This is a genomic window from Hyphomonas sp. L-53-1-40, from assembly GCF_000682775.1.
Lineage (GTDB): Bacteria > Pseudomonadota > Alphaproteobacteria > Caulobacterales > Hyphomonadaceae > Hyphomonas.
In genome coordinates this window covers 1-20,935 of the sequence record NZ_AWFI01000015.1, presented here as the reverse complement: position 1 = coordinate 20,935, position 20,935 = coordinate 1, and the positions used below count along the sequence as shown (strand labels likewise).

23 protein-coding genes are annotated in these 20,935 nt (G+C 60.7%); 11 read left to right on the top strand and 12 right to left on the bottom strand.

What is annotated here, in order from left to right; all coding sequences use genetic code 11:
- Window positions 1-4 precede the first annotated feature (4 nt).
- From L53_RS09230 to ftsE, 4 genes are read right to left on the bottom strand one after another with little or no spacing between them, the layout of a single operon-like run.
- Window positions 5-745 carry a 1-acyl-sn-glycerol-3-phosphate acyltransferase gene (locus L53_RS09230; protein WP_034814511.1) on the bottom strand — a complete coding sequence of 247 codons (741 nt, stop codon included), beginning with the start codon at window positions 743-745 and terminating at the stop codon, window positions 5-7.
- A 19-nt stretch (window positions 746-764) separates the two neighbouring features.
- Window positions 765-1,355 (bottom strand): YdcF family protein, encoded by a 591-nt coding sequence (locus L53_RS09225; RefSeq protein ID WP_051607767.1) that lies wholly within the window; start codon window positions 1,353-1,355, stop codon window positions 765-767.
- Window positions 1,352-2,221 carry an ABC transporter permease gene (locus L53_RS09220; RefSeq protein WP_034814509.1) on the bottom strand — a complete coding sequence of 290 codons (870 nt, stop codon included), beginning with the start codon at window positions 2,219-2,221 and terminating at the stop codon, window positions 1,352-1,354. Before L53_RS09220 ends, L53_RS09225 begins: the two co-directional genes overlap by 4 nt.
- Before the next feature lie 2 nt (window positions 2,222-2,223).
- Window positions 2,224-2,973, bottom strand: coding sequence for a cell division ATP-binding protein FtsE (ftsE, locus tag L53_RS09215; RefSeq protein ID WP_051607766.1), 750 nt, complete (start codon window positions 2,971-2,973; stop codon window positions 2,224-2,226).
- 62 nt (window positions 2,974-3,035) lie between these two features.
- Here ftsE and L53_RS09210 point away from each other — a divergent pair, with 62 nt between their 5' ends.
- Window positions 3,036-3,752: an MJ0042-type zinc finger domain-containing protein gene (locus tag L53_RS09210; RefSeq protein WP_034814507.1), complete on the top strand. Its 717-nt coding sequence runs from the start codon at window positions 3,036-3,038 to the stop codon at window positions 3,750-3,752.
- Complete coding sequence (locus L53_RS09205) at window positions 3,749-4,279, top strand: phosphoribosyltransferase (protein ID WP_034814505.1); 531 nt, start codon at window positions 3,749-3,751, stop codon at window positions 4,277-4,279. Before L53_RS09210 ends, L53_RS09205 begins: the two co-directional genes overlap by 4 nt.
- 7 nt (window positions 4,280-4,286) lie before the next feature.
- Here L53_RS09205 and L53_RS09200 read toward each other — a convergent pair whose 3' ends face one another.
- Complete coding sequence (locus L53_RS09200) at window positions 4,287-5,273, bottom strand: D-glycerate dehydrogenase (protein WP_034814504.1); 987 nt, start codon at window positions 5,271-5,273, stop codon at window positions 4,287-4,289.
- Between the two features lie 133 nt (window positions 5,274-5,406).
- On the opposite strand from L53_RS09200, the gene L53_RS09195 reads away from it, so the two are divergent.
- The 7 genes from L53_RS09195 to L53_RS09165 all read left to right on the top strand — a co-directional run bounded on the left by L53_RS09195 (window position 5,407) and on the right by L53_RS09165 (window position 10,117).
- Window positions 5,407-5,910: an SH3 domain-containing protein gene (locus L53_RS09195; RefSeq protein ID WP_034814502.1), complete on the top strand. Its 504-nt coding sequence runs from the start codon at window positions 5,407-5,409 to the stop codon at window positions 5,908-5,910.
- Between the two features lie 91 nt (window positions 5,911-6,001).
- The gene (gene fabA, locus L53_RS09190; protein ID WP_034814499.1) at window positions 6,002-6,529 is read left to right on the top strand and encodes a bifunctional 3-hydroxydecanoyl-ACP dehydratase/trans-2-decenoyl-ACP isomerase; all 528 of its coding nucleotides are present in this window, start codon (window positions 6,002-6,004) and stop codon (window positions 6,527-6,529) included.
- A gap of 79 nt (window positions 6,530-6,608) precedes the next feature.
- Window positions 6,609-7,424 carry an enoyl-ACP reductase gene (locus tag L53_RS09185; RefSeq protein WP_034814497.1) on the top strand — a complete coding sequence of 272 codons (816 nt, stop codon included), beginning with the start codon at window positions 6,609-6,611 and terminating at the stop codon, window positions 7,422-7,424.
- Between the two features lie 87 nt (window positions 7,425-7,511).
- A complete protein-coding gene (locus L53_RS09180; protein WP_156947876.1) occupies window positions 7,512-7,952 on the top strand; it encodes a hypothetical protein in 441 nt (146 codons plus the stop codon).
- 81 nt (window positions 7,953-8,033) lie between these two features.
- Window positions 8,034-8,690, top strand: coding sequence for an SDR family oxidoreductase (locus L53_RS09175; RefSeq protein WP_034814493.1), 657 nt, complete (start codon window positions 8,034-8,036; stop codon window positions 8,688-8,690).
- A 111-nt stretch (window positions 8,691-8,801) separates the two neighbouring features.
- Window positions 8,802-9,395, top strand: a complete 594-nt coding sequence (locus L53_RS09170; protein WP_051607765.1) for an NAD(P)H-dependent oxidoreductase — start codon at window positions 8,802-8,804, stop codon at window positions 9,393-9,395.
- A gap of 41 nt (window positions 9,396-9,436) precedes the next feature.
- Window positions 9,437-10,117, top strand: a complete 681-nt coding sequence (locus tag L53_RS09165; RefSeq protein ID WP_034814489.1) for a nitroreductase family protein — start codon at window positions 9,437-9,439, stop codon at window positions 10,115-10,117.
- On the opposite strand, the gene L53_RS16385 is transcribed toward L53_RS09165, so the two are convergent.
- From L53_RS16385 to udk, 3 genes are read right to left on the bottom strand one after another with little or no spacing between them, the layout of a single operon-like run.
- The gene (locus L53_RS16385; protein ID WP_051607764.1) at window positions 10,114-10,950 is read right to left on the bottom strand and encodes a CAP domain-containing protein; all 837 of its coding nucleotides are present in this window, start codon (window positions 10,948-10,950) and stop codon (window positions 10,114-10,116) included. The genes L53_RS09165 and L53_RS16385 overlap by 4 nt on opposite strands.
- Window positions 10,951-10,989: 39 nt before the next feature.
- Complete coding sequence (locus tag L53_RS09155) at window positions 10,990-11,898, bottom strand: 5'-nucleotidase, lipoprotein e(P4) family (RefSeq protein ID WP_051607763.1); 909 nt, start codon at window positions 11,896-11,898, stop codon at window positions 10,990-10,992.
- A gap of 60 nt (window positions 11,899-11,958) precedes the next feature.
- Complete coding sequence (gene udk / locus L53_RS09150) at window positions 11,959-12,648, bottom strand: uridine kinase (protein WP_233347712.1); 690 nt, start codon at window positions 12,646-12,648, stop codon at window positions 11,959-11,961.
- Between the two features lie 108 nt (window positions 12,649-12,756).
- On the opposite strand from udk, the gene L53_RS09145 reads away from it, so the two are divergent.
- Window positions 12,757-14,148 carry an aminotransferase class V-fold PLP-dependent enzyme gene (locus L53_RS09145; RefSeq protein WP_034814487.1) on the top strand — a complete coding sequence of 464 codons (1,392 nt, stop codon included), beginning with the start codon at window positions 12,757-12,759 and terminating at the stop codon, window positions 14,146-14,148.
- An 11-nt stretch (window positions 14,149-14,159) separates the two neighbouring features.
- Here the strand turns inward: L53_RS09145 and L53_RS09140 are convergent, their stop codons facing one another.
- Window positions 14,160-14,837, bottom strand: coding sequence for a TetR/AcrR family transcriptional regulator (locus tag L53_RS09140; RefSeq protein ID WP_084333292.1), 678 nt, complete (start codon window positions 14,835-14,837; stop codon window positions 14,160-14,162).
- A gap of 115 nt (window positions 14,838-14,952) precedes the next feature.
- Between L53_RS09140 and L53_RS09135 the strand changes: the two genes are divergently transcribed.
- Window positions 14,953-15,639, top strand: a complete 687-nt coding sequence (locus tag L53_RS09135) for a DUF4386 domain-containing protein (RefSeq protein ID WP_034814485.1) — start codon at window positions 14,953-14,955, stop codon at window positions 15,637-15,639.
- A gap of 54 nt (window positions 15,640-15,693) precedes the next feature.
- Here the strand turns inward: L53_RS09135 and pnp are convergent, their stop codons facing one another.
- The 3 genes from pnp to L53_RS09120 form a co-directional block, all read right to left on the bottom strand.
- Window positions 15,694-17,829: a polyribonucleotide nucleotidyltransferase gene (gene pnp / locus L53_RS09130; RefSeq protein WP_034814482.1), complete on the bottom strand. Its 2,136-nt coding sequence runs from the start codon at window positions 17,827-17,829 to the stop codon at window positions 15,694-15,696.
- A 71-nt stretch (window positions 17,830-17,900) separates the two neighbouring features.
- Window positions 17,901-18,170 (bottom strand): 30S ribosomal protein S15, encoded by a 270-nt coding sequence (gene rpsO / locus L53_RS09125; protein ID WP_034814480.1) that lies wholly within the window; start codon window positions 18,168-18,170, stop codon window positions 17,901-17,903.
- A 221-nt stretch (window positions 18,171-18,391) separates the two neighbouring features.
- On the bottom strand, window positions 18,392-20,614 hold the full coding sequence (locus tag L53_RS09120; RefSeq protein WP_034814478.1) for a TonB-dependent receptor domain-containing protein: 2,223 nt from the start codon (window positions 20,612-20,614) through the stop codon (window positions 18,392-18,394).
- Between the last annotated feature and the right edge of the window lie 321 nt (window positions 20,615-20,935).

The window sequence follows — 20,935 nt, the reverse complement described above, 5'->3', positions numbered from 1 at the left end:
CGAGTTAGCGGGCGAGGCGACCCTGCACGGTGCGACCCTCGGCAACAAGAGCGTCTGATGCGGTCTCGAGTTCCGATTGCAGTCGGCTCATCAATTCCTTGCGTGGCAGGCCCGCCGGAATGGGCGGCAGAATCTCGTAGATGATCGTCCCCTTGTTGCGCTTCAATCCTCGACCCGGCCAACACAGGCCTGCATTTGTCGCCACCGGCAGGATGGGCGCCTCAATACCCTTGGCGAGCGCCGAAATACCGGCGGCGTGATAGGCAGGCTCGGCCCCTGGCACCGTGCGTGTCCCTTCCGGGAAGATCACGATCTGGCGACCATCGTCGGCGCGCCCCCTTGCAGCAGCGACCATCTTCTTCAGCGTTCTCGTATTCCCCGCTCGGTCAATCGGGATCATCGCCGCCTTCAGCGCGTACCAGCCGAGGAACGGATACCAGAGCAATTCCTGTTTCAGGATGATCGCGGGCGCAGGCATCACGAGAAAAGGAACAAACACGTCCAGCATGCAATTGTGCTTGCCCGCATAAAGCACCGTGCCACGCGGCATGTTCTGGCGTCCGCGTATTTCCACGCGGATGCCACAAATCACCTTCAGCCCCCAGATCAGGCCACGCGCATACAAGCTGATCGCCCAGAACGTCACCGATTTCGGCAACAGCAATGCCGGCAGGGCCAGCAGGCCCAGAACGGCCATCAGGCCGTACATCCAAATTACGAACAGAATCGAACGAAACATCATCATTGCGCTACCAGATAACCGGTCATTCGAACGTCGTCACGCGCCACTTCGCCCATTCGAGGAATACGCCACGAAAGGAATCAGGATCGCTCCAAATTGAAGCAGGATCATTCACCGTGCGCACAGGCCACGCAACCAACTCGATATCAGGCATCGACTTTTGCAATACGATCAGGCTGCGCGGCATGTGATAGTCAGATGTCACGATGATCAGCTTCTTGTAGTCGCGCTCATATGCCCAGACGGCGGTTTCCTCGGCATTGCCCCGCGTAGATTCAGCAACATAGCCAATATCCACGCAGCACGCCCACACATCGGCGGCGCCCCCCGCCAGTGTGATCAAATCCTCCACAGGCACATCCGGGTTCACGCCTGAAATGAGCAACCGCGCGCCACGACCCCGCGTTACCAGTTCCACGCCCGCAGCAATGCGCAGGCCGGATCCTCCTGTCAGCGCTACGATCGCATCGCCAGTGACTTCTGGTGAATGGTCAGCCTTCGCGGCGCGGTTCGCAAACAGCACAAAGTCCAGCGCCGCCAACAGCAGCACCGCCACTCCGATCGCCGGCACCACGCCGGTACGTCGTTTCTTCAGTCGTTTTTCACCGCTCACATGACACTCTTCAGAGAACGGATGACAGTTACACGTGCTGCGAGGCGCGCAGCAAGCCCCGCAATCAGCGGCGTCAGGATCAGAATGATCAGGTCCAGGAAATCCAGGCTCAGCTCAGGCAGCAGGCCAGTTCGCGCCCCGCTGGAATGGACCGCAAATATCATCGCCGCTGCCGCGCCGAGGGCGAGCAAGGCTCCTACTGCCCCCGCCCGAATGCCGAGCAACCAGAAGCGTCGCTCGAACAGGCCGGCAATGTACCGATCCCGCGCGCCTGCCAGATGCAGCACATCGACAATATCCCGACGCGCCAGCAACGCGGCATGTGTTGCAAAGGCGATCACGGCGACCGCCGTTGATGCCAGAAGCGCGACAGCCGTCAGTGCCACCAGTCGGGCAATCGCCAGCATGCGTCGAACATCTCCGGCCCAATCGGCATGCTCGTCCACAGCGTTTACAAATCCCGCCTCGGTGAGACGGCGCTCAAGTGTTGGCCCGATGAACTCCACATCCGGCTCGGCGGTGACCGCGATCAGCTGTGGCAGGGGCAGGCTTTCCGGCAAGCCCCGGCTACCAAAATTCGGCTCCAGCAGCGCGTCAATTTCCGCTTTCGACAACAAGCGCGCTTCACGTATTCCATCGGTCGACTCGATCAGCTTTCGCGCGGCTTCTGCGCCGCGCCGGTCAGCATCCGGCAGCGACACGGTCAGCTCGCCTTCGACTTCTGCCGTCCAGCTGCGCGCCGCACCATAGGTCGACTTCGCTGACAGCGTCGCCAGCGCCGCAAGAAAGCACAGCGCACCAACCACGAAGAACAGGGCCATTTCGCGAGCGTCCTCAAGCGGCAGGAGGGGAGTTTCCTTCGACATGCCTATTCCACCGCCTTGGAAATGTCCGTCCGCCGTCGTGCGGCCGGTCCATATTCCACATCCTGTACCAGCAGGCCGTGCTGCAGGCGAAACACTGGCGCCTCAACCTGCCGCACAAGTCCCAGATCGTGGGTCGCGATAATCACCGTCGTAGCCCGGCGCTTGTTCAGCTCAAGGAACAGCCGCATCAGGCGCGAGCCCATCTCCGGGTCGACATTGCCCGTCGGCTCGTCCGCAATCAGGATGTCCGGCTGGGTCACCACGGCGCGGGCGATGGCCACGCGCTGCTGTTCGCCGCCCGAAAGCGTGGTCGGCCGCGCATGCATCCGCTCGCCAAGCCCGACCCAGGCCAGCAGTTCCTCGACATCGCTGCGATAGGTCGACTCTTTCCGGCCCAATACCCGCAGTGGCAATGCAACATTCTCATATGCGGTCAAATGGTCCAGCAGGCGAAACTCCTGGAAAACAACACCAACCCGGCGACGCAATGCCGACAGCTGGTCCCGCGTCAAACGGCTCGTCGGTCGGCCAAACAGGGAAACTTCTCCCCGGGACGGTTTCAGGGCCAGATAAAGCAACTTCAGCAAGCTGGTCTTGCCTGCGCCAGAGGCGCCCGTCAGAAAGCTGAATGATCCGGGTTTCAGGACCAGATCAATCCCGCTAAGGATATCCTCTGACGTGTCATAGCGCAGCGAAACACCATCGAGGCGTACGGCAACATCGTCAAACAGATCGTGGCGGGAAAGAGTCATAGGCTCCTGTCCTGTGCGCGGGCGAATGGATTATTGGGGCGAATTGCGGGAAACACCAAGACATGATCCTCACCTGTCCCAATTGTGAAACCCAGTATTTCGCCGATGACTCAACAATCGGTGAAAGCGGCCGCACTGTGAAGTGCGCCGCCTGTGGTGGATCCTGGTTTGTTGAACCGAAACATCTGGACGAGACAGTCCGGCGCACACCGGCCGCGGCCCACGAGATTTATCGCGAGAAAGTCCGTGAGCAACGCCGTCGCAAGAGCCGTACGGCCGCCCTGCTCTCCTGGCTGGTCACCGCGGGCCTGTTCTTCTCCCTCGGCGTTGGGGCCATCATGTACCGCAACGAAGTGGTGAAGCTCTGGCCGCAGGCTGGCAGCATCTACAAGCAGATCGGGTTCAATGTGAACCGGTTCGGGCTCGACTTCGAGGATATCCAGCGCAGCCGCACCTTCAACGACACGGTCCCGGTCGTCACTGTGGCGGGCAAGGCCCTCAACATTTCGCGCTCTACCGTCGACACGCCAGCGGTGCGCGTCGACCTGAAAGACGAAATCGGCGCCGTGGTAGCCACCAAGTATGGCCGCATCCGGCCGGACCAACTGGCGGCAGGCGAATCGGGAACATTTCAGGTCGTCGTCGAACAGGCGCCGATGGAAAGCTTCGAGATCGAACTCAAATTCGTCGATCTCGCCGATATGCCGCTGCGGGACGACGCCCTTGATCCCACCGCTGAAGACCTCCTGGCCACCGAAACGGAAACGCCTGCCGAATGACCGACCTGCCCAAAATCGAAGTAATCGTGCCTGAAGACGAACTGTTGGCCGAGATCGACAAGCTGGCCGACACGCTGGCCCCTCGCCTGACGGGAGAATGGACCATGGTGTCCATTCTGATCGGTGCGACGCCCTTCACGACAGACCTGATGAAGGCGCTCGCCCGGCGCGACATCCACCCGACCCTCGACGTGATCTGGCTGGAATCCTATCGCGACGCGCGCGAAAGCTCGGGCCGCGTTGTCGTGCGTGCAGACCTTGCCCGGTCCGTGAAGGACAAGGGCGTGATCATTCTGGATGATGTCTACGATACGGGTCGCACGCTCGCCTTTGCCAAGACTCATTTGCTGTCCAAGGGTGCGCGGGAAGTCATCACCTGCGCCCTGACCCAAAAGCCCTGGGCCCCACGCGGCGCAGACGGTGTCGACTATTGCGCCATCGATGCACCGGGCCGCTACCTGGTCGGCTATGGCATGGACGATGCCGGCAAATATCGCGGCCTGCCCTATATCGGCGCGCTGGACTGAGCCCGCTTTACAGAATTGCGGGGATTACGCGGTCTGGTGGGCGGTGGCCGTCGGCGAAGGTCTTGATGTTGATGATGACCTTCTCGCCCATCTCGGTACGGCCCTCAATCGTGGCTGAGCCCATATGCGGCAGCAGAACGACATTTGGCAGGCCGAACAATTCCTCATTCACCGTAGGCTCCCGCTCGAATACGTCGAGCCCCGCCCCGGCAATCTTGCCCGCCTTCAACGCGCGAGCCAGTGCAGCTTCGTCGATCACCTCGCCGCGGGCCGTATTCACGATATAGGATTCCGGCTTCATCAGCTCGATCCGGCGGGCATTCATCAGGTGGAATGTTGCGGGCGTGTGCGGGCAGTTTACCGAGACGATGTCCATGCGCGCGAGCATCTGGTCGAGGCTGTCCCAATAGGTCGCCTCCAGCAATTCCTCGATGCGCGGGCTGACCGGTTTGCGGTTATGATAATGGATCTGCAAGCCGAAGGCTTTCGCACGGCGCGCAACCGCCTGGCCGATACGACCCATGCCGATGATGCCCAGCCGCTTGCCGGCGAGTCGGCGGCCCATCATCCAGGTCGGCGTCCAGCCGTCAAAGCCGCCCGTATTCATGATCTGCGCACCTTCGAACAGGCGGCGCGGCACTGACAGGATCAGTGCCATGGCGACATCCGCCGTATCATCGGTCAGCACGCCGGGCGTGTTGGTCACGGTGATGCCGCGCTGTACGGCACTCTGCACGTCAATATTGTCCACACCCGCGCCGAACTGGGCAATCAGGCGCAACTGGTCCCCTGCCCGGGCCATGATCCGGCCGTCCAGTTTGTCAGTTACCGTGGGTACCAGCACGTCGGCGGTCTGCATCGCCTCGACCAGTTCCTCCTGCGTGAAGGGGTGATCATCATTGTTCAGCCTCGCATCGAACAATTCCTTGAGGCGCAATTCGACCGGCGCCGGGAGTTTTCGGGTGACAACGACTTTCAACTTCTTCGCGGACATAGGAACTCTTTTTGCAAATATTCTCATTCGGGCCTTAGCAGAGGGATTAGACCACGCCAACGCTTCATATTTTACACAAGATTCATTCGGCTATGGAATTCTATCCCCTCGCAGACATGGGAAAAGACTGCACATGAAGTGGGCAGCCATTATTTTAACCGGGCTCGTCTTTGCTTGCGCTTCGGCACTGGCTGAGGGTCCGACCTATGTGCGCGTGAGCAAATTTTCCGGAAAGGAAGTCCCGCGCTTCGAGACCCTGAAATACAATGCCGTGAATGGTCGGGCCGGCCCCAGCCGCGATCATCCGATCCTCTGGCGCTACGAACGCCAGGGCTTGCCCCTGCTGATCATCAAGGAGAGCCAGAACTGGCGCCGTGTACGGGATCCGTCCGGCTCAGAAGTCTGGGTCCATGCCCGCATGCTGGAACCGGAAGCCAAGGCCATGGTGCAGACCGACACGATCCTTCATCACGCGCCGGATCCGGAAAGCGCAGAGATCGCCCGCATAGAGGCGACCGTCCTGGTGGAGCTCGGCAAATGCGCGGACAATTGGTGCCGCATCGAAGCCGGAAACTATAAAGGCTTCGTCCCGGCTGCCACCCTCTGGGGCGTAACGACCAGCGAAGCCACCCTGTAAGCAAGGGCAGTCTGGACACCCTCTCCCTGTTGACAAGCCGCGCGGCACAGGCTCGTAAAGCCTCTTGCGCTGATTGAACAAGGGAACCGCCATGTCCGGACCGCACGATTACCACACGCCCCAATCCTCCTACTCCAAGGAAGACCTGCTGAAGTCAGGTGCGGGCGGCTATTTTGGCCCGGGCAATGCGCAATTGCCGATCCCGCCCATGCTGATGATGGACCGGATCATAGAGATCACCATGGATGGCGGCCAGTTCGGCAAGGGCAGCGTGATCGGCGAACTCGACATCACGCCAGACCTCTGGTTCTTCGAATGCCACTTCCCCGGTGACCCGGTCATGCCCGGCTGTCTTGGCCTTGATGCCATGTGGCAGGCCGTCGGCTACTGGCTCGGCTGGTCCGGCAGCCCCGGAAAGGGCCGTGCGCTCGGCGTCGGCGAAGTGAAATTCACCGGCGAGATCACGCCCGACAAGAAGCTCGTCCGCTATGTCATCGACATCAAGCGCGTACGCCGCGGCAAGCTCAATCTCGGCATCGCCGATGGCCGCGTCTATGTCGATGATGAGCATGTCTACACCGCGCTCGACATGAAGGTCGGCCTGAAGAACGTCCTCTAGCGCTGCGCCTGCTTGACGTGGGCAAGCGGGCTGCCTAGCCCTGATGACACGATGATATTTGAACAAGGGAGATGCCGCGATGGCTGATGACTGGACCCCGCCGGCAGGCGACCTGATGAAAGGCAAGCGCGGCATCGTGATGGGCGTCGCCAACCAGAACTCCATCGCCTGGGGCATTGCGCGCCAGCTGGCCGCCCAGGGCGCCGAGATCGCGTTCACCTATCAGGGTGACAGTTTGGAGCGCCGCGTGCGCCCGCTGGTCGAATCCATCGGCATGGACACGATGATCCCGGCCGACGTCACCGATGATGCGTCCATGGATGCCGCGTTCGACGCCATCAAGGCCAAATGGGGCAAGATCGATTTCCTCGTCCACTCCATCGCCTTTGCCGGCAAAGACGAGTTGCAGGGCTCCATGGTCGCCAACACGACCCGCGAAGGCTTCCGCCGCGCGATGGACATTTCAGTCTACAGCTTCATCGACTGCGCCCGCCGCGCCAGTGAAATCATGCCGGATGGCGGCGCGATGATCTGCATGACCTATCTCGGCGCTGAGCGCACTGTGCCCTCCTACAATGTCATGGGCGTCGCCAAGGCGGCGCTCGAAGCCGCAACCCGCTATGCGGCGCGCGACCTCGGTCCGCAGGGGATCCGCGTCAATGCGATCTCGGCTGGCGCGATGCGCACGCTGTCCCTCGCAGGCATTCGCGGCGGCAAGAGCCTGATGGGCACGGGCCGCGACTGGTCTCTGCTGAAGGAAGACACGCGCATGGAAGGCGTCGCCGGCGCGGCGCTCTACCTGCTCTCCGAACTCGGCCACTCGGTCGCCGGCGAAGTCCATCATGTCGATGCCGGCTTCCACGTCGTCGGCGTCCCGGATTTGCCAGAGGATTAGTACGCGTTCGCCCAATCTTGGCGAGCGGACTCCTAAACCTCTGCGTGTTGTGCTATGCTTCTCCTTCAAGCTGGGAGGGAGATAACCATGTTACGTATCGCGTGTTCAGCCATGACAGCAGTGCTGCTTTTGGCAGGGTGTGGAGAGACTGCCGCAGAGAACCCCGAACCTGATGTCACGGCGGAGGAAAGTCGGACGTGTCCAGCCTATGATCCGCGCGACGGAAGCGCCGTGATCGATTTCATGCCAGGCATCGTCAAACCTCCGGTACTGAAGATCCGGTTTCTGGTAGATGCACCGAATGACGGCGACGCGTACGAACTTGAATTTGAGAGCATCCAGGAGTCAGCGCCCCCAAGTTATGTTTTCGATCTTAGGCGCACTGCAACGGGCATGCTCCATGTCATCACCGAAACGTCCGTTGAATACACCCAGTCGGACTTTCCCGAGCCGGAACTCCGCTCGATCGTGATCAATTGCGAAGGCAGTTCGTTCTTTGAAATCGAACCGGTGGAAGTTGTACAGTAGCGATCACGCTTCTGTAATCGCCCGGAACTCCTGCCCGTCTGTCCTGTTGGTCTGGCGAACCCATTCTGACAGGAGACTTCCATGTCCAATATCTTCCTCATCGGCGCCACGGGCGGCGTCGGCAGCCGCCTGAGCCCGAAACTCGTTGAGGCCGGCCACACGGTCAAAGGCCTGCACCGCAAACCTGAACAGGCAGATGATCTGCGCAAGCAGGGCGTCGAGCCCGTTCTCGGCAATATCATCGACATGACCGCAGACGATCTTGCCAGCGCCATGAACGGCTGTGATACGGCCGTCTTCTCCGCAGGAGCCGCCGGCAGCGGCCGGGACAAGACGACCGCGATTGATGGAGAGGGCCCGGAAAAGCTGATCGAGGCGGCGCGCGCCACAGGCGTGAACCGCATCTATCTCGTCTCGGTCATCATGGATGCTGGCCGCGACCGCGACACGAGTGACGACTTCGAACATTACATGGCCATGAAGCGCCGCGCCGATGCGGCCCTTGCCCAGAGCGGGATCGACTATGTCATCCTGCGCCCTGGCACGCTGAAAGATGATGACGGCGATGGCAAAGTGATGGCGGGCCGCGCGATCACCTATGGAGACGTCGCGCGCGGCAATGTCGCCGCCACGCTCGCGGAGCTGATCGGCGTGCCGGAAATCACCAATGAGATCATCGAACTCACAAATGGCGAAACACCCGTCTCCGATGCCGTTGCCCGTCTGAAACGCGGCTGACACGCAGGGCGAACCCCATGCTGGCAAATTGCACCCCACACCGTTTGGGCTTGCCATCAGATCCGCATTGAAGAATAAACGTATCGTTCAATCTTATTTGGGGGGACTCTCATGCCAGCACGCATCTTTCTCTGGGTCGGCCACCCACGCGCTACATCGCTCAGCCACGGCATGGCGGACGCCTACCAGTGTGGCGCAGAAGCAAACGGTGCCGAAATCCGGCGCATGAATTTGTCGGACATGGTCTTCGACCCGGATCTCACCGAAGGCTATCACGCCCGCAAGACCCTTGAGCCATGCCCTGAAGCGTGGCGGGAGAACTTGCTCTGGGCCAATCATGTCTGCTGGGCCTACCCGCAATGGTGGGGTGGGATGCCCGCCAAGATGAAAGGCGTGATCGACCGTAGTTTCCTGCCGGGCTTCGCCATGAAATATCACGAGAAGGACCCCTTCTGGGATCGCCTGTTGGCCGGACGACGGGGCGATGTGCTGATGACGTCCGACGCGCCAGTCTGGTTTGACCGGCTATCGAATGGTCGCGCCGCCAAGTTACAGGTGCAGAAGCCCGTCATGAAATTTGTCGGCATACATCCCGCACGCATCCTGCAGGTCGGACCGGTGAAGACGGCCAAGGAGGCGACGCTCTCAAAATGGATGAAGCGGGCCGAAAGGCGCGGCGCTGATGCCGCCCGCCGGTCCCGCTGATGTGAATTGCGTCCGCCCGTCATCCTGCTAACACGGGCATCATGAAAACCAGTACCGAGACTCATGTCCCGCTCAGCGGCTTCCCGTCTTATCCCGAAGACGAGATGCGAAACCGCGCCCGCGCCTTTCACGACTCTCTGGCGACGCGCCGTTCCGTCCGCGCCTTCTCGGACAAGCCCGTCCCACGCGAAATCATTGAGGCCTGTGTCGCCGCCGCCGGGTCGGCCCCATCCGGCGCGAATCACCAGCCCTGGTTCTTTGCCTGTGTGAACAGCGCGGAGAAAAAGCGCGAAATTCGTCAGGCTGCCGAAGCTGAAGAGCGTGAGTTCTATTCAGGGCGCGCCGGGGAAGACTGGCTCGACGCGCTCGCGCCGATCGGCACCGATGCCGACAAGCCCTATATGGAAATCGCCCCCTGGCTGATCTGTATCTTCGCCCAGCGCCGCGGCGGCGTGCAAGCGGGAGAAACCCGCAAGAACTACTACATCAACGAAAGCGTCGGCATCGCCACGGGTATGCTGATGACCGCCTGTCATCAGGCCGGCCTCGCCACCCTTGTCCACACTCCCAACCCGATGAAGTTCCTGAACCGGATCTGTGATCGTCCGGAAACGGAAAAACCCTTCCTGATCCTGGTTGCGGGCTATCCAGCCAACGATGCCATGGTGCCCAAACACGCTCTGGTGAAAAAGCCACTGGACCAGATCATGCGCGTGTTCTAGCCGCCCACGGTCACAGCGGGACCGGGCAGGTAGATTGTGTAATAGCTGCGCGGCTTCTCTCCCGGTTTGCGGCCTTCGGCGGCAATGTGGATATCGCCCGATATACCCGCCGGAATACCCTGCCCCATTGGCAGCACGTCGCCGCTCGGCAATTCGGCCGCGAACTCGCGGAACTTCCAGCCGTTTAGCACGGGCATCTGCCGCAACCGGTCCCCGGTACGCATCCGGACGGGCACGTCCCGCGCAAGGCTGCCCGACAGGTTCAGGAAGTTCTGCGTCACCCAGACACCCGTCTCGGTCCGCACCACACCCATCGACACATGCGTGGCCTGTTCGCTGAGAATGTTTGCGCGATGGCCGGGGCTGTCCATGAGGTTCTGGTGCAGACGTTTCACGGCCTGCCGTTCCAGATTCCAGCGCCCCCGGACAATCTCGATCATGGCAACATTTTCAGCTGAATACTGAATGATTGCCCGCCGGTCGAAGGCCGCGATGCGGTCCTGCGGTTCGCGCCCGTCCGGCCCGACATGACCGAAGAAATCATTATACGCCATGTCGAGACTGTGAAAGCGCGCCGTATTACGCAGCGCCGCGCGATTGACCAGCGGCGGCAATCCCGCCTCCTTGCGGGCGATATTGGTCAGCCTCAGGAACTCGCCTTCCATGCGCGCGTCGAAGGCATAGCCCTCCGGCAGGTTCCCGAAGCAGGGCCGCACCTGCTCGACATAATCGGCCACTGCGACGCCCCGCCCCGTGAGGGCAAGGTCACAGGCAAATGCGGGCAGGCCAGCGGCAAGCGCGGCAAAGCCGACGAAAAGAGTGCGCAGGATCATGTCTTGCGCACCATATCCGCGCCAACATGAACAGAAGTGTTACGGCCGTTCAGGCCATGGCTGAAGCTGATCGCGTTTCATCTGCAACCGCTGGTCTTCAGGCAGACTGTAATCATGACCGAATGGCGCGCTTTCCCAGCTGCCATAACCCGGATTCGGCAGGGCAATCCATTCCCGGCCCCATTTGTCCGCATTCGCCTCATATACGGCCTGCCGTTCTGCCGGGCTGCCTTTATAGGAATCGGTGAAGTCGCCCAGATTGTCGCCCAGCATGAGCAGGATCCGATAATCCTTTGCCACCACGGCCCAGCGCGTTGCCTTGGCCGAGCCCCAATCGTCCTGCTCGCCCTTGGTCAGCAACGTGTCGACATTGCCGCCCATTGGGAAACCGAGTGCCCGCAGATTCTGCGCGGTCCCCTCTTCCGTCACTGCGTCGCGATTGGTGACGTAGAATACTTTCACACCCTTGGCCGCAGCCGCGCGGGTGAAATCCACCGCGCCCGGCACGCCCTTCGCCACACCCGCGCTGGCCCAGGCATTCCAGCGATCGGGGCTGAAAGGCTCACCCACCAGCACATCCGCCGCCGCATAGGGCGTATTGTCCAATACGGTCTCATCGGCATCAAGGATGATTGCCGGGGGAAGATCCTGATAGGCCTCGCCTTGCAGGTCCGGCGCGGCGGTCCAGTCCGGATCAGCCAGCGCCTCGTCCAATCGCATCGCCGCCAGCGCATAGATGCCGTCAGTCGTGGCCTTGTACTCTACCGCCTGCTGCGCCCAGAGCGTTGCGTTCAGCCGATCATCCTGTGCCGGACCCGTTTCAACAATGACTTCGCGCTCGACCACCACTTTGCGGACAGGTTCGGAGCCTTCATCAACATAGATACAGGCAGACAGGACAAATGGCGCCGCCAACCCTGCAACAAGAAATGAAAGTCTATGGGTCATGACGGTCTCCTGTTCCGATGCAGGCTGGTCATACCAGACTGGCCCCGAACCGGAAACGGGTCAGATCGCGCCGCAATTCTGCAGACGCGCCAGCACCGGTGCGATCATGCGTTCGATGGCTTCTTCGGTCGGGCGCACATTGCCATAGGCCGGCAGGCCTTCATCGGCAATCACGAGGTCGGCCTCGAATTTGGCCGGATAGGTCCATTGGTAATGCGCCGCGCGAACCGTGCCAAGATATTGCTGAAGTACACTTTCCAGCGAGCGACCGCGCTCGGTCACGTCCCGGCGAATTCGCCGTGCGAGGCGCAGATCGTCTGGCGTGTCCACATAGACCGACAGATCAATCAGGGAACTGATTTTCGGGAAAGACAGCGCATGGATGCCCTCCAGGATCAGGATCGGTGCAGACTTGATCTCGCGTGTCTTCTCGCTGCGGTCATGGCGCTCATAATCATAGATTGGCTGCTGGATCGTCTCGCCGGCTTTCAGCGCGCGCAAATCCTTGACCAGCCGGTCGGCTTCTTTCGAGCGAGGTGCATCATAATTGATGCCCGCAACAAGTGCCGTCCATTCTTCTTTGTTCTCCGGCTCGCCATAATGGCTCATCGGATAATAATACGCATCCTCACCAAACAGGACCGCCTGCCCCTCAGGCAAATGTTCCAGCAGGGCTTCGGCCAGCGTTGACTTGCCAGATCCGGAGCCACCGGACATGGCGACGAGGAATTGCTTGCGCTTTGTCATCATGGCTCTGGGTGTAACGGCAAACCCCGGCTGGCTTCAACGAAAAAAGGCCGCCGCCGCACTTCCTTTGCCACGCACAGTCCCGTTAGATGCCCGCTGGGGAAATTCGCCATGACTGATCCACTCGACCGCGCCACATTCCATGCCCGCCGCTGGCTGGACAGCCTGCCTGATCGGCCCGTAGGCGCCACGGCCACCGCGCGCGACCTTCGCGCCGCCCTGTCTGGCCCGCTACCGGAAACCGGGCGAGACGCCGCCGCCATTATCGACGACCTTGCCACGCACGCCGAGCCCGGCCTGCATGCCAATGCCGGGGGACGATTCTTTGGTTGGGTGATGGCAGGATCACTTCCTTCGGCACTTGCTGCCGACTGGCTGGTGTCGGCCTGGGACCAGAATGCGGGTATGTTCACCGTTGCACCCGCCGCAAGCATGATTGAAGAGATTGCTGGTGAGTGGCTGAAGCAACTGTTCGACCTGCCGCAGACATCCTCCTTCGCGTTCACCACCGGGTGCCAGATGGCGCACGTGACCGCGCTGGCAGCGGCACGGCATGGCGTGTTGCAAAAGGCCGGATGGAATGCAGAAAACGACGGCTTGTTCGGCGCACCGCGTATCCGCATCCTGACCAGTGAAAACAGGCACCGCTCCCTCGACAGCGCTATTCGCCACCTCGGTCTTGGACAGGCATCCATGACAGATGTCGCCATCAACCCCATGGGCGACATGCGCGCAGATGACCTTGCCCGCCATCTTGCCGAATGGGAGGGCCCAAAAATTGTATGCCTGAACGCGGCAGACCTGAATGTCGGCACATTCGATGATTTCCGTACATTGATTCCGATGGCCCAGGCCGCTGGCGCATGGGTGCATGTCGACGGCGCGTTCGGCCTGTTCGCCCGCACGAGCGACCGCCTCAAACACCTCACAGACGGCATCGACTTCGCTGACAGCTGGGCAACCGACGGTCACAAGTGGCTGAACGTACCTTATGATTGCGGCTTTGCCATTGTCCGCGATTCAGAGGCGCACCGCGCCGCCCTGTCACTCAGTGCGGCTTATCTCTCCCCCAGTCAGGACGTGCGTGATCCAACGGATTGGAACCTCGAACTCTCCCGCCGGGCCCGCTCCGTGCCTGTTTATGCCGCACTTCAGGAACTTGGCCGTCAGGGCGTCGCCGACCTTGTTGACCGCTCTTGTGCGTATTGCGCTGAAATTGTGAATGGGATCGGCGCCCTGCCGAACGCTCGCGCCCTGAATGACCCGATACTCAATCAGGGTCTTGTGCGGTTTGAACACGAAGGCGCGAGTGCGGAAGAGAATGATGCGTTCACCGACGAGATCATTCGCCGGGTGAACGAAAAAGGTAAAGCTTTTTTCTCCGGCACGACATGGCAGGGTCAACGCGTTATGCGCGTTAGCGTCGTCAGCTGGCGGACGAATGAGGGGGATGTCGCGCGAACAATTGCGGCTGTACGCAAGGCGCTGACGGAGGATGGGTAGTTTGTGCGACCCTAGTCACGGAGGCGCTCAAGTCCATCCAGCAACAGATCAAGGGTGAATTCGAACTCTGTCTGGCTGTCGCACCACCCCATGGCCGGCTCGTCGGATTGATGCATCTCGGACGCTACCATGGCCGAGAGGTAGGGCAGATTTTCTGCCATCTCCTCAAACTCCGCCTGCGTCTTTTGTGTGTCCAGGTTTCCACCCGACACCGGCGGACTGAACAATTCCTGCGCAAAGCCAAACATCAGACTTCCGATCGCGTGCAATGCACGATGGGCCGTTTGATAGCTGAAGCCATTGTCCACAAACAATGCAATCACCTGATCCACATAGAGGTACATGGACGGTGGTATGGACTGCCGCGCCGCAAAAAGCGCAGGCGTCCATGGGTGACGCATCACCACCGTGCGAGCGGCCAGACATCTGCTGCGCAGGTCCGATTTCCAGTCTGCCATGCATGATGCCGGACGCTCGTCAACGGCGGACGTGATCTCATTTGCCAGCGCCTCGGCGAGTCCATCAAGCAGGCCTTCCTTGCCTGGAAGATGGTGATACAGGGACATCGCTTCGACGCCCAACTCTTTGCCGAGGCGCCGCATGCTCAGACTTTGCAGGCCCTCGCGATCAACCAATGTCATCGCGGCATCAAGCACGCGCGTGTGCGTCAAAGGCTTCCGTGTACTCATTGCCAGCCATGTCTCCTTTCGGGATCCATTTGCCTTTGTGGCGATGGCGCTTGCAAGACTCTTGCACTGCATGGTAGCACATGGCCTAGACTTACATTGTAAGGTTTAAACAAATATGTCCGCCTTGCCCCCCTCCCTTCGACGCGATGCATGCCTCACTGGCCTGTTTTACCTGGGCCTCGGTTTGACCGGCGGCGCCGTTTTCATGGCGGTTCGACCTCAGCTTTTTGCGGAAGATGATCCTGTTCAAACGCTCGCCAATCTGACCGGGCAGGAAGGTCTTGCCCGCGTCGGGATCGCGCTGGAGCTTGGGTCCGCCATCTTCCAGGCGTTGACGGCGGTATGGTTCGCCAAACTGTTCAGTCACATCGACCGGCATGCCGCGAGCGTTGTGGCACTCTTCGGCATGGTCAATGCGATCGCGACGCTCGCCAGCTCGGTGATGTTGCGCGCGGCGCTCGACACAGCCTTGGGACACAGCAGCGCCGATCCGGCAATCAGCCATCTGTTTGTTCTGACCAGTCACCACTTCTGGGCCGCAGGCGCCATCTTCTTTGGGCTCTGGTTGATCCCAATGGGTTGGATCGTCCTGAAGGGGCGCTTCGGCCCTCGCCCGCTAGGCTGGATACTTATCCTTGGCGGAATTGGCTATGTCGCGAGCGTGTTTATCGCAGTGCTCGCACCGCACGCAGGCGCTTGGATCGGATTACTCACGATTCCACCAACAATTGGCGAATTCTGGATGATCGGACTGTTGTTCTGGAAAGGCCTGCGCAGAACATCCAAGTATGATCAAAAATAAAAAAGGCCGCTCCGGAGAGCGGCCTTTCGTATCCTGTTACAGGAAAAGGAAATCCTATTCCTCTTCGCCGCCCTCGTCCTTGGCAAGTTCCTTGCCGGTGGTCTGGTCGACCACTTTCATGGACAGGCGCACTTTGCCGCGATCATCGAAGCCCATCAGCTTGACCCAGACCGTGTCGCCTTCTTTGACGAGGTCTTTCGGATGGTTCACGCGCTCGTTCGCCATTTGCGACACGTGCACAAGGCCGTCCTTCGGACCAAAGAAGTTCACGAAGATACCGAAGTCTTTCAAGCCAACGACCTTGCCTTCGTAGATCTCGCCGATTTCCGGCTCTGCGACGATCTCCTTGATCATCTTCAGCGCCTTGTTGATGGATTCCTTGTCCAGCGCAGAGACCTGCACCGTACCATCATCATCAATGTTCACCTTGGCGCCGGACTCTTCCACGATGCCGCGGATGACCTTGCCGCCAGACCCGATCACGTCACGGATCTTGTCGGTTGGCACTTTGACGATTTCCATCTGTGGAGCGTTTTCCGACAGGCTGTCGCGGGACGTATCCAGCGCTTTGCCCATCTCACCCAGGATGTGCATGCGCCCACCCTTGGCCTGCTCCAGAGCTGTGTGCATGATTTCCTTGGTGATACCGGCAATCTTGATGTCCATTTGCAGGGACGTCAGGCCTTTTTCGGTACCGGCCACTTTGAAATCCATGTCGCCGAGATGATCTTCGTCGCCGAGAATGTCGGAGAGAACCGCCACGCCGTCAGCTTCCTTGATCAGGCCCATTGCGATGCCCGACACAGGACGGGTCACCGGCACGCCGGCATCCATCATGGCGAGGGAACAACCGCAAACCGTTGCCATCGAGGACGAGCCGTTGGACTCGGTGATCTCGGAAACGAGGCGGATCGTGTACGGAAACTCTTCATGCTTTGGCAGAACAGCCTGCAGCGCGCGCCAGGCGAGCTTGCCGTGGCCGGTCTCGCGGCGGTTGGTACCGCCCATGCGACCGGTTTCGCCCACCGAATATGGCGGGAAGTTGTAGTGCAGCATGAATTTGGACTTCGACGTGCCATCAAGGCCGTCGATGAACTGCTCATCATCGCTGGTGCCGAGCGTGGCCACACAGATCGCCTGCGTTTCACCACGGGTGAACAGCGAGGAACCGTGCGTGCGCGGCAGGAAGCTGGCGATTGCCTCGATCGGGCGAACCTGATCCAGCGAACGGCCATCGATGCGCTTGCCAGTTTTCAGGATGTCGCCGCGAACAACGCTTGCTTCGGCTTCCTTGAAGGCAGACTTGAACGTCTCGCCAGACATTTCGCCCGGCTCTTCTTCGGTGCCGACGAGCGCAGCCTTGGCCTTTTCGCGGGCTTCGCCCACAGCGGCCTGACGCTCCAGCTTCTCGGTCATCGAGTAGGCGGCGGAAAGATCTGCACCGACCAGTTTCTGGATTTTTTCCAGTTCGGCCGAGTGATCTTCGGCTTCGAAGTCGAACGGTTCCTTGGCGGCCTGTTCGGCCAGGTCGATGATCGCATCGATCACAGGCTGGATCGATTCATGACCCGCCATGACAGCGCCGAGCATGACTTCTTCGGACAGTTCATAAGCTTCCGATTCCACCATCATCACGGCGTCGGCGGTGCCGGCCATGACGAGGTCCAGTTCGGACTCTTCGAGTTCTTCGATCGTCGGGTTGATGATGTACTCACCATCCTTGTAGCCCACGCGCGCTGCGCCGATCGGGCCCATGAAGGGCGCGCCGGACAGGACAAGCGCCGCAGAGGCACCGATCATGCCGATCACGTCCGGATCGTTTTCTAGGTCATAGGACATCGCGGTCAGCACGACCTGGACTTCGTTCTTGAAGCCTTTGACGAAAAGCGGGCGGATCGGGCGGTCGATCAGGCGAGACGTCAGCGTCTCTTTCTCGGTCGGGCGGCCTTCACGCTTGAAGAAGCCACCTGGGATGCGGCCCGATGCGTAGTATTTTTCCATGTAGTTGACGGTCAGGGGGAAGAAGTCCTGGCCCGGCTTCGCGCTTTTCGCAAAACATGCGGTCGCGAGCACTTTTGTATCGCCATAGGTCACCATGACGGCGCCATCGGCTTGGCGGGCCACCTGGCCCGTTTCGATCGTCAGCGTGCGGCCGGCCCATTCCAGCGACACAGATTTCTTGTCAAACATCAAAATGTCTTTCTTTTTCACATACGAAAAGCCCGCCGCGGCCCTATTGCCCGGCGGGCTTGATTTTGTGCCTAGCGGCGAATGCCGAGGGCTTCGATGAGTTTGGCGTAGCGCGCCTCATCCTTGCGCTTGGTGTAGTCAAGCAGCTTCCGGCGGGTTGCGACCATGGCCAGCAGGCCCCGGCGGGAGTGGTTGTCTTTCTTGTTCGTCTTGAAGTGGTCGGTGAGGTTGTTGATCCGTTCGGTCAGGATCGCGACCTGCACTTCTGGGGAACCGGTATCGCCAGGCTTTGTGGCGAATTTTTCGATCAGTTCCTGCTTCTTCTCAGCGGTAATCGACATCGTGTATCTTTCTTGTAATCGCCTTGCGGCGGGTTTTGTCTAAGCGCCTGAATTGGCGGGGGTTTTGGGTGAGTATCTGAGGCCTCAGGCCACGGCCGGGATGTCGTCCAGCCGGGTCAGGACCCGATATCCCACCACAAGGGGCGGCTTATGGCTCATTTTCCCCCGAAATGAAAGGCCCTCAGGTGAGGTTTGGCGCAAAAGCGCCGGTGCTTAGAATCTCACCTCAAGCCCGACGGGCGCAGGCCCGCGGGGTCGATGGAGGCGACATAGGTTTCGTCGAACAGGTTTTCCGCTTTCACGCGCAGACGCAGCGTTTCGGTCAGGTCGACCCAGGCCGCCGCATCGACCAGCCAGCGCGCATCGATCCGCTCGCCCGCCGAAATGGCGCCCTGCCCGGCGCGCGCACGCGCTTCGGAGACGTGGTTGGCGGAGAAATCCATGCCCCAGCGGCTGGCTTCGATGCCCGCCATCAGGGTGATCTGCTGGTCTGAGACATAAGGCAGCTCGTCGCCCGCCTCGACATCGCCCCACGGCTCATAGCTGCTCTCGAAGCCTGACTGGAATTCCGCATCCGTCCACGTATAGACGAGGCCGACCGGCAGTGAGAGCGATGTGTCGAACAGCGCCGCCGCATCCCAGCTCGCCGTCAGCTCAAGGCCCATCACGTCCACATCGCCGCCATCGAACTGGTCGCCGATCGTGCAATTGCCACCGGACGAGGCGGTGCAGGTGCCGAGCAGGTTTGAATAGTCATTGAAGAAGGCAATCGCCTCGACATCTACGCCCTCTTTCGAGAAGCGTCCGCCGGCTTCCCAGTTCACGCTCTCTTCGGCATCGGCCTCGATTGCGCCGGGGCTGGCAATCGCAAAGCCGCGATGCACACCGGCCAGCAGAGTCACGTCCTCATTGAGTTCGTAAAGCGCACTTAGACCAGGCACAACGACCTGGTCATCCAGGGTCCGCACGCGCGTCGGCCCCGCCGCACGGGTCGGGTCTGCCGTTGAATAGTCCTCGCGCGTCAGCTCATAATCCTCAAAGCGCGCGCCGCCGGTCACGGTCAGCTTGCCGATGCTGACCCGGTCCTGCAGGAACAGGGCAACCGCTTCGCCGCTGGAGATGCGATTGGCATTGCTGCCCGCCGCGCCCGCACTGGTCAGGATCAGGCGTCCACCTTCAAGACGATAGGCATCCTCTTCCTGGAACCGGTCTTCCTCGTCCTCATGCACGCGGATACCGACAGTGACATCATGGTCGAGGCCGCCAAACGCGGTCTGCCAGTTGAGCGTGGTTTGCAGGCCTTCGCTGTAATAAGCGCGGCGGTTGGCGCGGTAGACGATGGAATCGTCGAGACCGGTTGCGCCAGTCGCCAGGCTGTACTCGGCCGAATAGGTCACCGGGTCGGCGAGCACGGAGGAAATGCCCGTATCGCCGCTCGCGCCCGTACCGTCTGCGCTGATGCCCTGCAGCTTGTACCAGTTGCGGGCAAAATCATGATGATAGGCAATTGTCGTCAGGTTCAGCGTTGGCGAGAATTCGATCTTGTGGGTCAGCTGGAACAGCTCATTCTCGCCCCGGAACTCATCATCCGCGCTCGCATCATAGCGGCGATAGGGGTTGGCCTCGAAATCTTCCAGCGTCAGGCCGAAATAGGTCTCGTTGGAGGTCTCTTCGCGCGTCTGGTATTTCAGCTCGACGCTTTGCGGCATCGGGCCGTCATCCTTGTACGCGCCGACTTTCAGCATCAGATCATCAGCGTCGAAGCCCGTCGGGCCGCCATTGTCCAGCTCCTTGAACCCGTCAGTCTCGTCGGTGAACACTTCGATCAGGCCGCCAAGTTTCCAGCCTGCGCCGACCTCCGCACGTCCGCCCGTCCAGGCGTGGACCCGCTGGCGATCATTGGTGCCAAAGAATGCCTGCGCAAATCCGGACGTCTCTTCCGGCACTGGCGTCGAGAACAGGTTCAGCGCGCCGCCCGTCGTGCGCGGACCATACAGGATCGCGGCGGGCCCCTTGGTCACTTCCACGGCGCTCATCCGCGCTGTGGTCGGGAAATAATAGGCGGACGGCGAGGCGTAGGGCGCCGGCGAGATCGGCACGCCGTCTTCCATCAGCACGATACGGGACGAGCGATCTGAACCCGACCCGCGCAGGCCGATATTCGGCCGCAGGCCATAGCCGTCTTCTTCCTGGATGTTCACGCCCGGCACGACGCGCAGCACGCGTTGGATATCGCTCTGGGCCTGCGCCGACAGGTCAGCATCCGTCAGGAAGGAGACAGACCCGGCCACTTCGTCCACTGCATCCGTCGAGCCTGTCACGACAATCGTCGACAACATCCGGTACGGGTTCTGCTCACCCGGCTCGGTGGCATTGTCAGCATAAGATGACAGGGATACGAGCGCGCTGGAGGCCAGCAGGACGGAAAGACGGGAAAACGGCATGAGGGATACCTGTTGATATTGAGAATGAGTTGCGGGTCTTTAAGAGGATGCCACGCCCCAAAACAACCTGCATTTGACATTCACTCGCACAAACTTGCCGCGTATGTGCTTTCCATGCCACGCTCGGACTCATGTGAAGCAGGATCTGCTGCGCGCTTCGCTCGTCCCCTCCCCCACTTCTCCGGCGCATGCCGGAGTCTCGTCCGGCAGGCTTCAGCAGGAGACCCCGGCATGCGCCGAGGATACGGTTCGTCGCAGAGAGACCACTCCTCCCCCGATGACCCCTGCGTAGGTAGGCAGGGGTCCATCTCGGAACGCCTC

Excerpts from the sequence above, each read along its gene's own strand:
- L53_RS09230 (WP_034814511.1), bottom strand. The coding sequence starts at position 745 with ATGATGATGTTTCGTTCGATTCTGTTCGTAATTTGGATGTACGGCCTG.
- L53_RS09220 (WP_034814509.1), bottom strand. The coding sequence starts at position 2,221 with ATGTCGAAGGAAACTCCCCTCCTGCCGCTTGAGGACGCTCGCGAAATG.
- ftsE (WP_051607766.1), bottom strand. The coding sequence starts at position 2,973 with ATGACTCTTTCCCGCCACGATCTGTTTGACGATGTTGCCGTACGCCTC.
- L53_RS09210 (WP_034814507.1), top strand. The coding sequence starts at position 3,036 with ATGATCCTCACCTGTCCCAATTGTGAAACCCAGTATTTCGCCGATGAC.
- L53_RS09205 (WP_034814505.1), top strand. The coding sequence starts at position 3,749 with ATGACCGACCTGCCCAAAATCGAAGTAATCGTGCCTGAAGACGAACTG.
- L53_RS09200 (WP_034814504.1), bottom strand. The coding sequence starts at position 5,273 with ATGTCCGCGAAGAAGTTGAAAGTCGTTGTCACCCGAAAACTCCCGGCG.
- L53_RS09195 (WP_034814502.1), top strand. The coding sequence starts at position 5,407 with ATGAAGTGGGCAGCCATTATTTTAACCGGGCTCGTCTTTGCTTGCGCT.
- fabA (WP_034814499.1), top strand. The coding sequence starts at position 6,002 with ATGTCCGGACCGCACGATTACCACACGCCCCAATCCTCCTACTCCAAG.
- L53_RS09185 (WP_034814497.1), top strand. The coding sequence starts at position 6,609 with ATGGCTGATGACTGGACCCCGCCGGCAGGCGACCTGATGAAAGGCAAG.
- L53_RS09180 (WP_156947876.1), top strand. The coding sequence starts at position 7,512 with ATGTTACGTATCGCGTGTTCAGCCATGACAGCAGTGCTGCTTTTGGCA.
- L53_RS09175 (WP_034814493.1), top strand. The coding sequence starts at position 8,034 with ATGTCCAATATCTTCCTCATCGGCGCCACGGGCGGCGTCGGCAGCCGC.
- L53_RS09170 (WP_051607765.1), top strand. The coding sequence starts at position 8,802 with ATGCCAGCACGCATCTTTCTCTGGGTCGGCCACCCACGCGCTACATCG.
- L53_RS09165 (WP_034814489.1), top strand. The coding sequence starts at position 9,437 with ATGAAAACCAGTACCGAGACTCATGTCCCGCTCAGCGGCTTCCCGTCT.
- L53_RS16385 (WP_051607764.1), bottom strand. The coding sequence starts at position 10,950 with ATGATCCTGCGCACTCTTTTCGTCGGCTTTGCCGCGCTTGCCGCTGGC.
- L53_RS09155 (WP_051607763.1), bottom strand. The coding sequence starts at position 11,898 with ATGACCCATAGACTTTCATTTCTTGTTGCAGGGTTGGCGGCGCCATTT.
- udk (WP_233347712.1), bottom strand. The coding sequence starts at position 12,648 with ATGATGACAAAGCGCAAGCAATTCCTCGTCGCCATGTCCGGTGGCTCC.
- L53_RS09145 (WP_034814487.1), top strand. The coding sequence starts at position 12,757 with ATGACTGATCCACTCGACCGCGCCACATTCCATGCCCGCCGCTGGCTG.
- L53_RS09140 (WP_084333292.1), bottom strand. The coding sequence starts at position 14,837 with ATGAGTACACGGAAGCCTTTGACGCACACGCGCGTGCTTGATGCCGCG.
- L53_RS09135 (WP_034814485.1), top strand. The coding sequence starts at position 14,953 with ATGTCCGCCTTGCCCCCCTCCCTTCGACGCGATGCATGCCTCACTGGC.
- pnp (WP_034814482.1), bottom strand. The coding sequence starts at position 17,829 with ATGTTTGACAAGAAATCTGTGTCGCTGGAATGGGCCGGCCGCACGCTG.
- rpsO (WP_034814480.1), bottom strand. The coding sequence starts at position 18,170 with ATGTCGATTACCGCTGAGAAGAAGCAGGAACTGATCGAAAAATTCGCC.
- L53_RS09120 (WP_034814478.1), bottom strand. The coding sequence starts at position 20,614 with ATGCCGTTTTCCCGTCTTTCCGTCCTGCTGGCCTCCAGCGCGCTCGTA.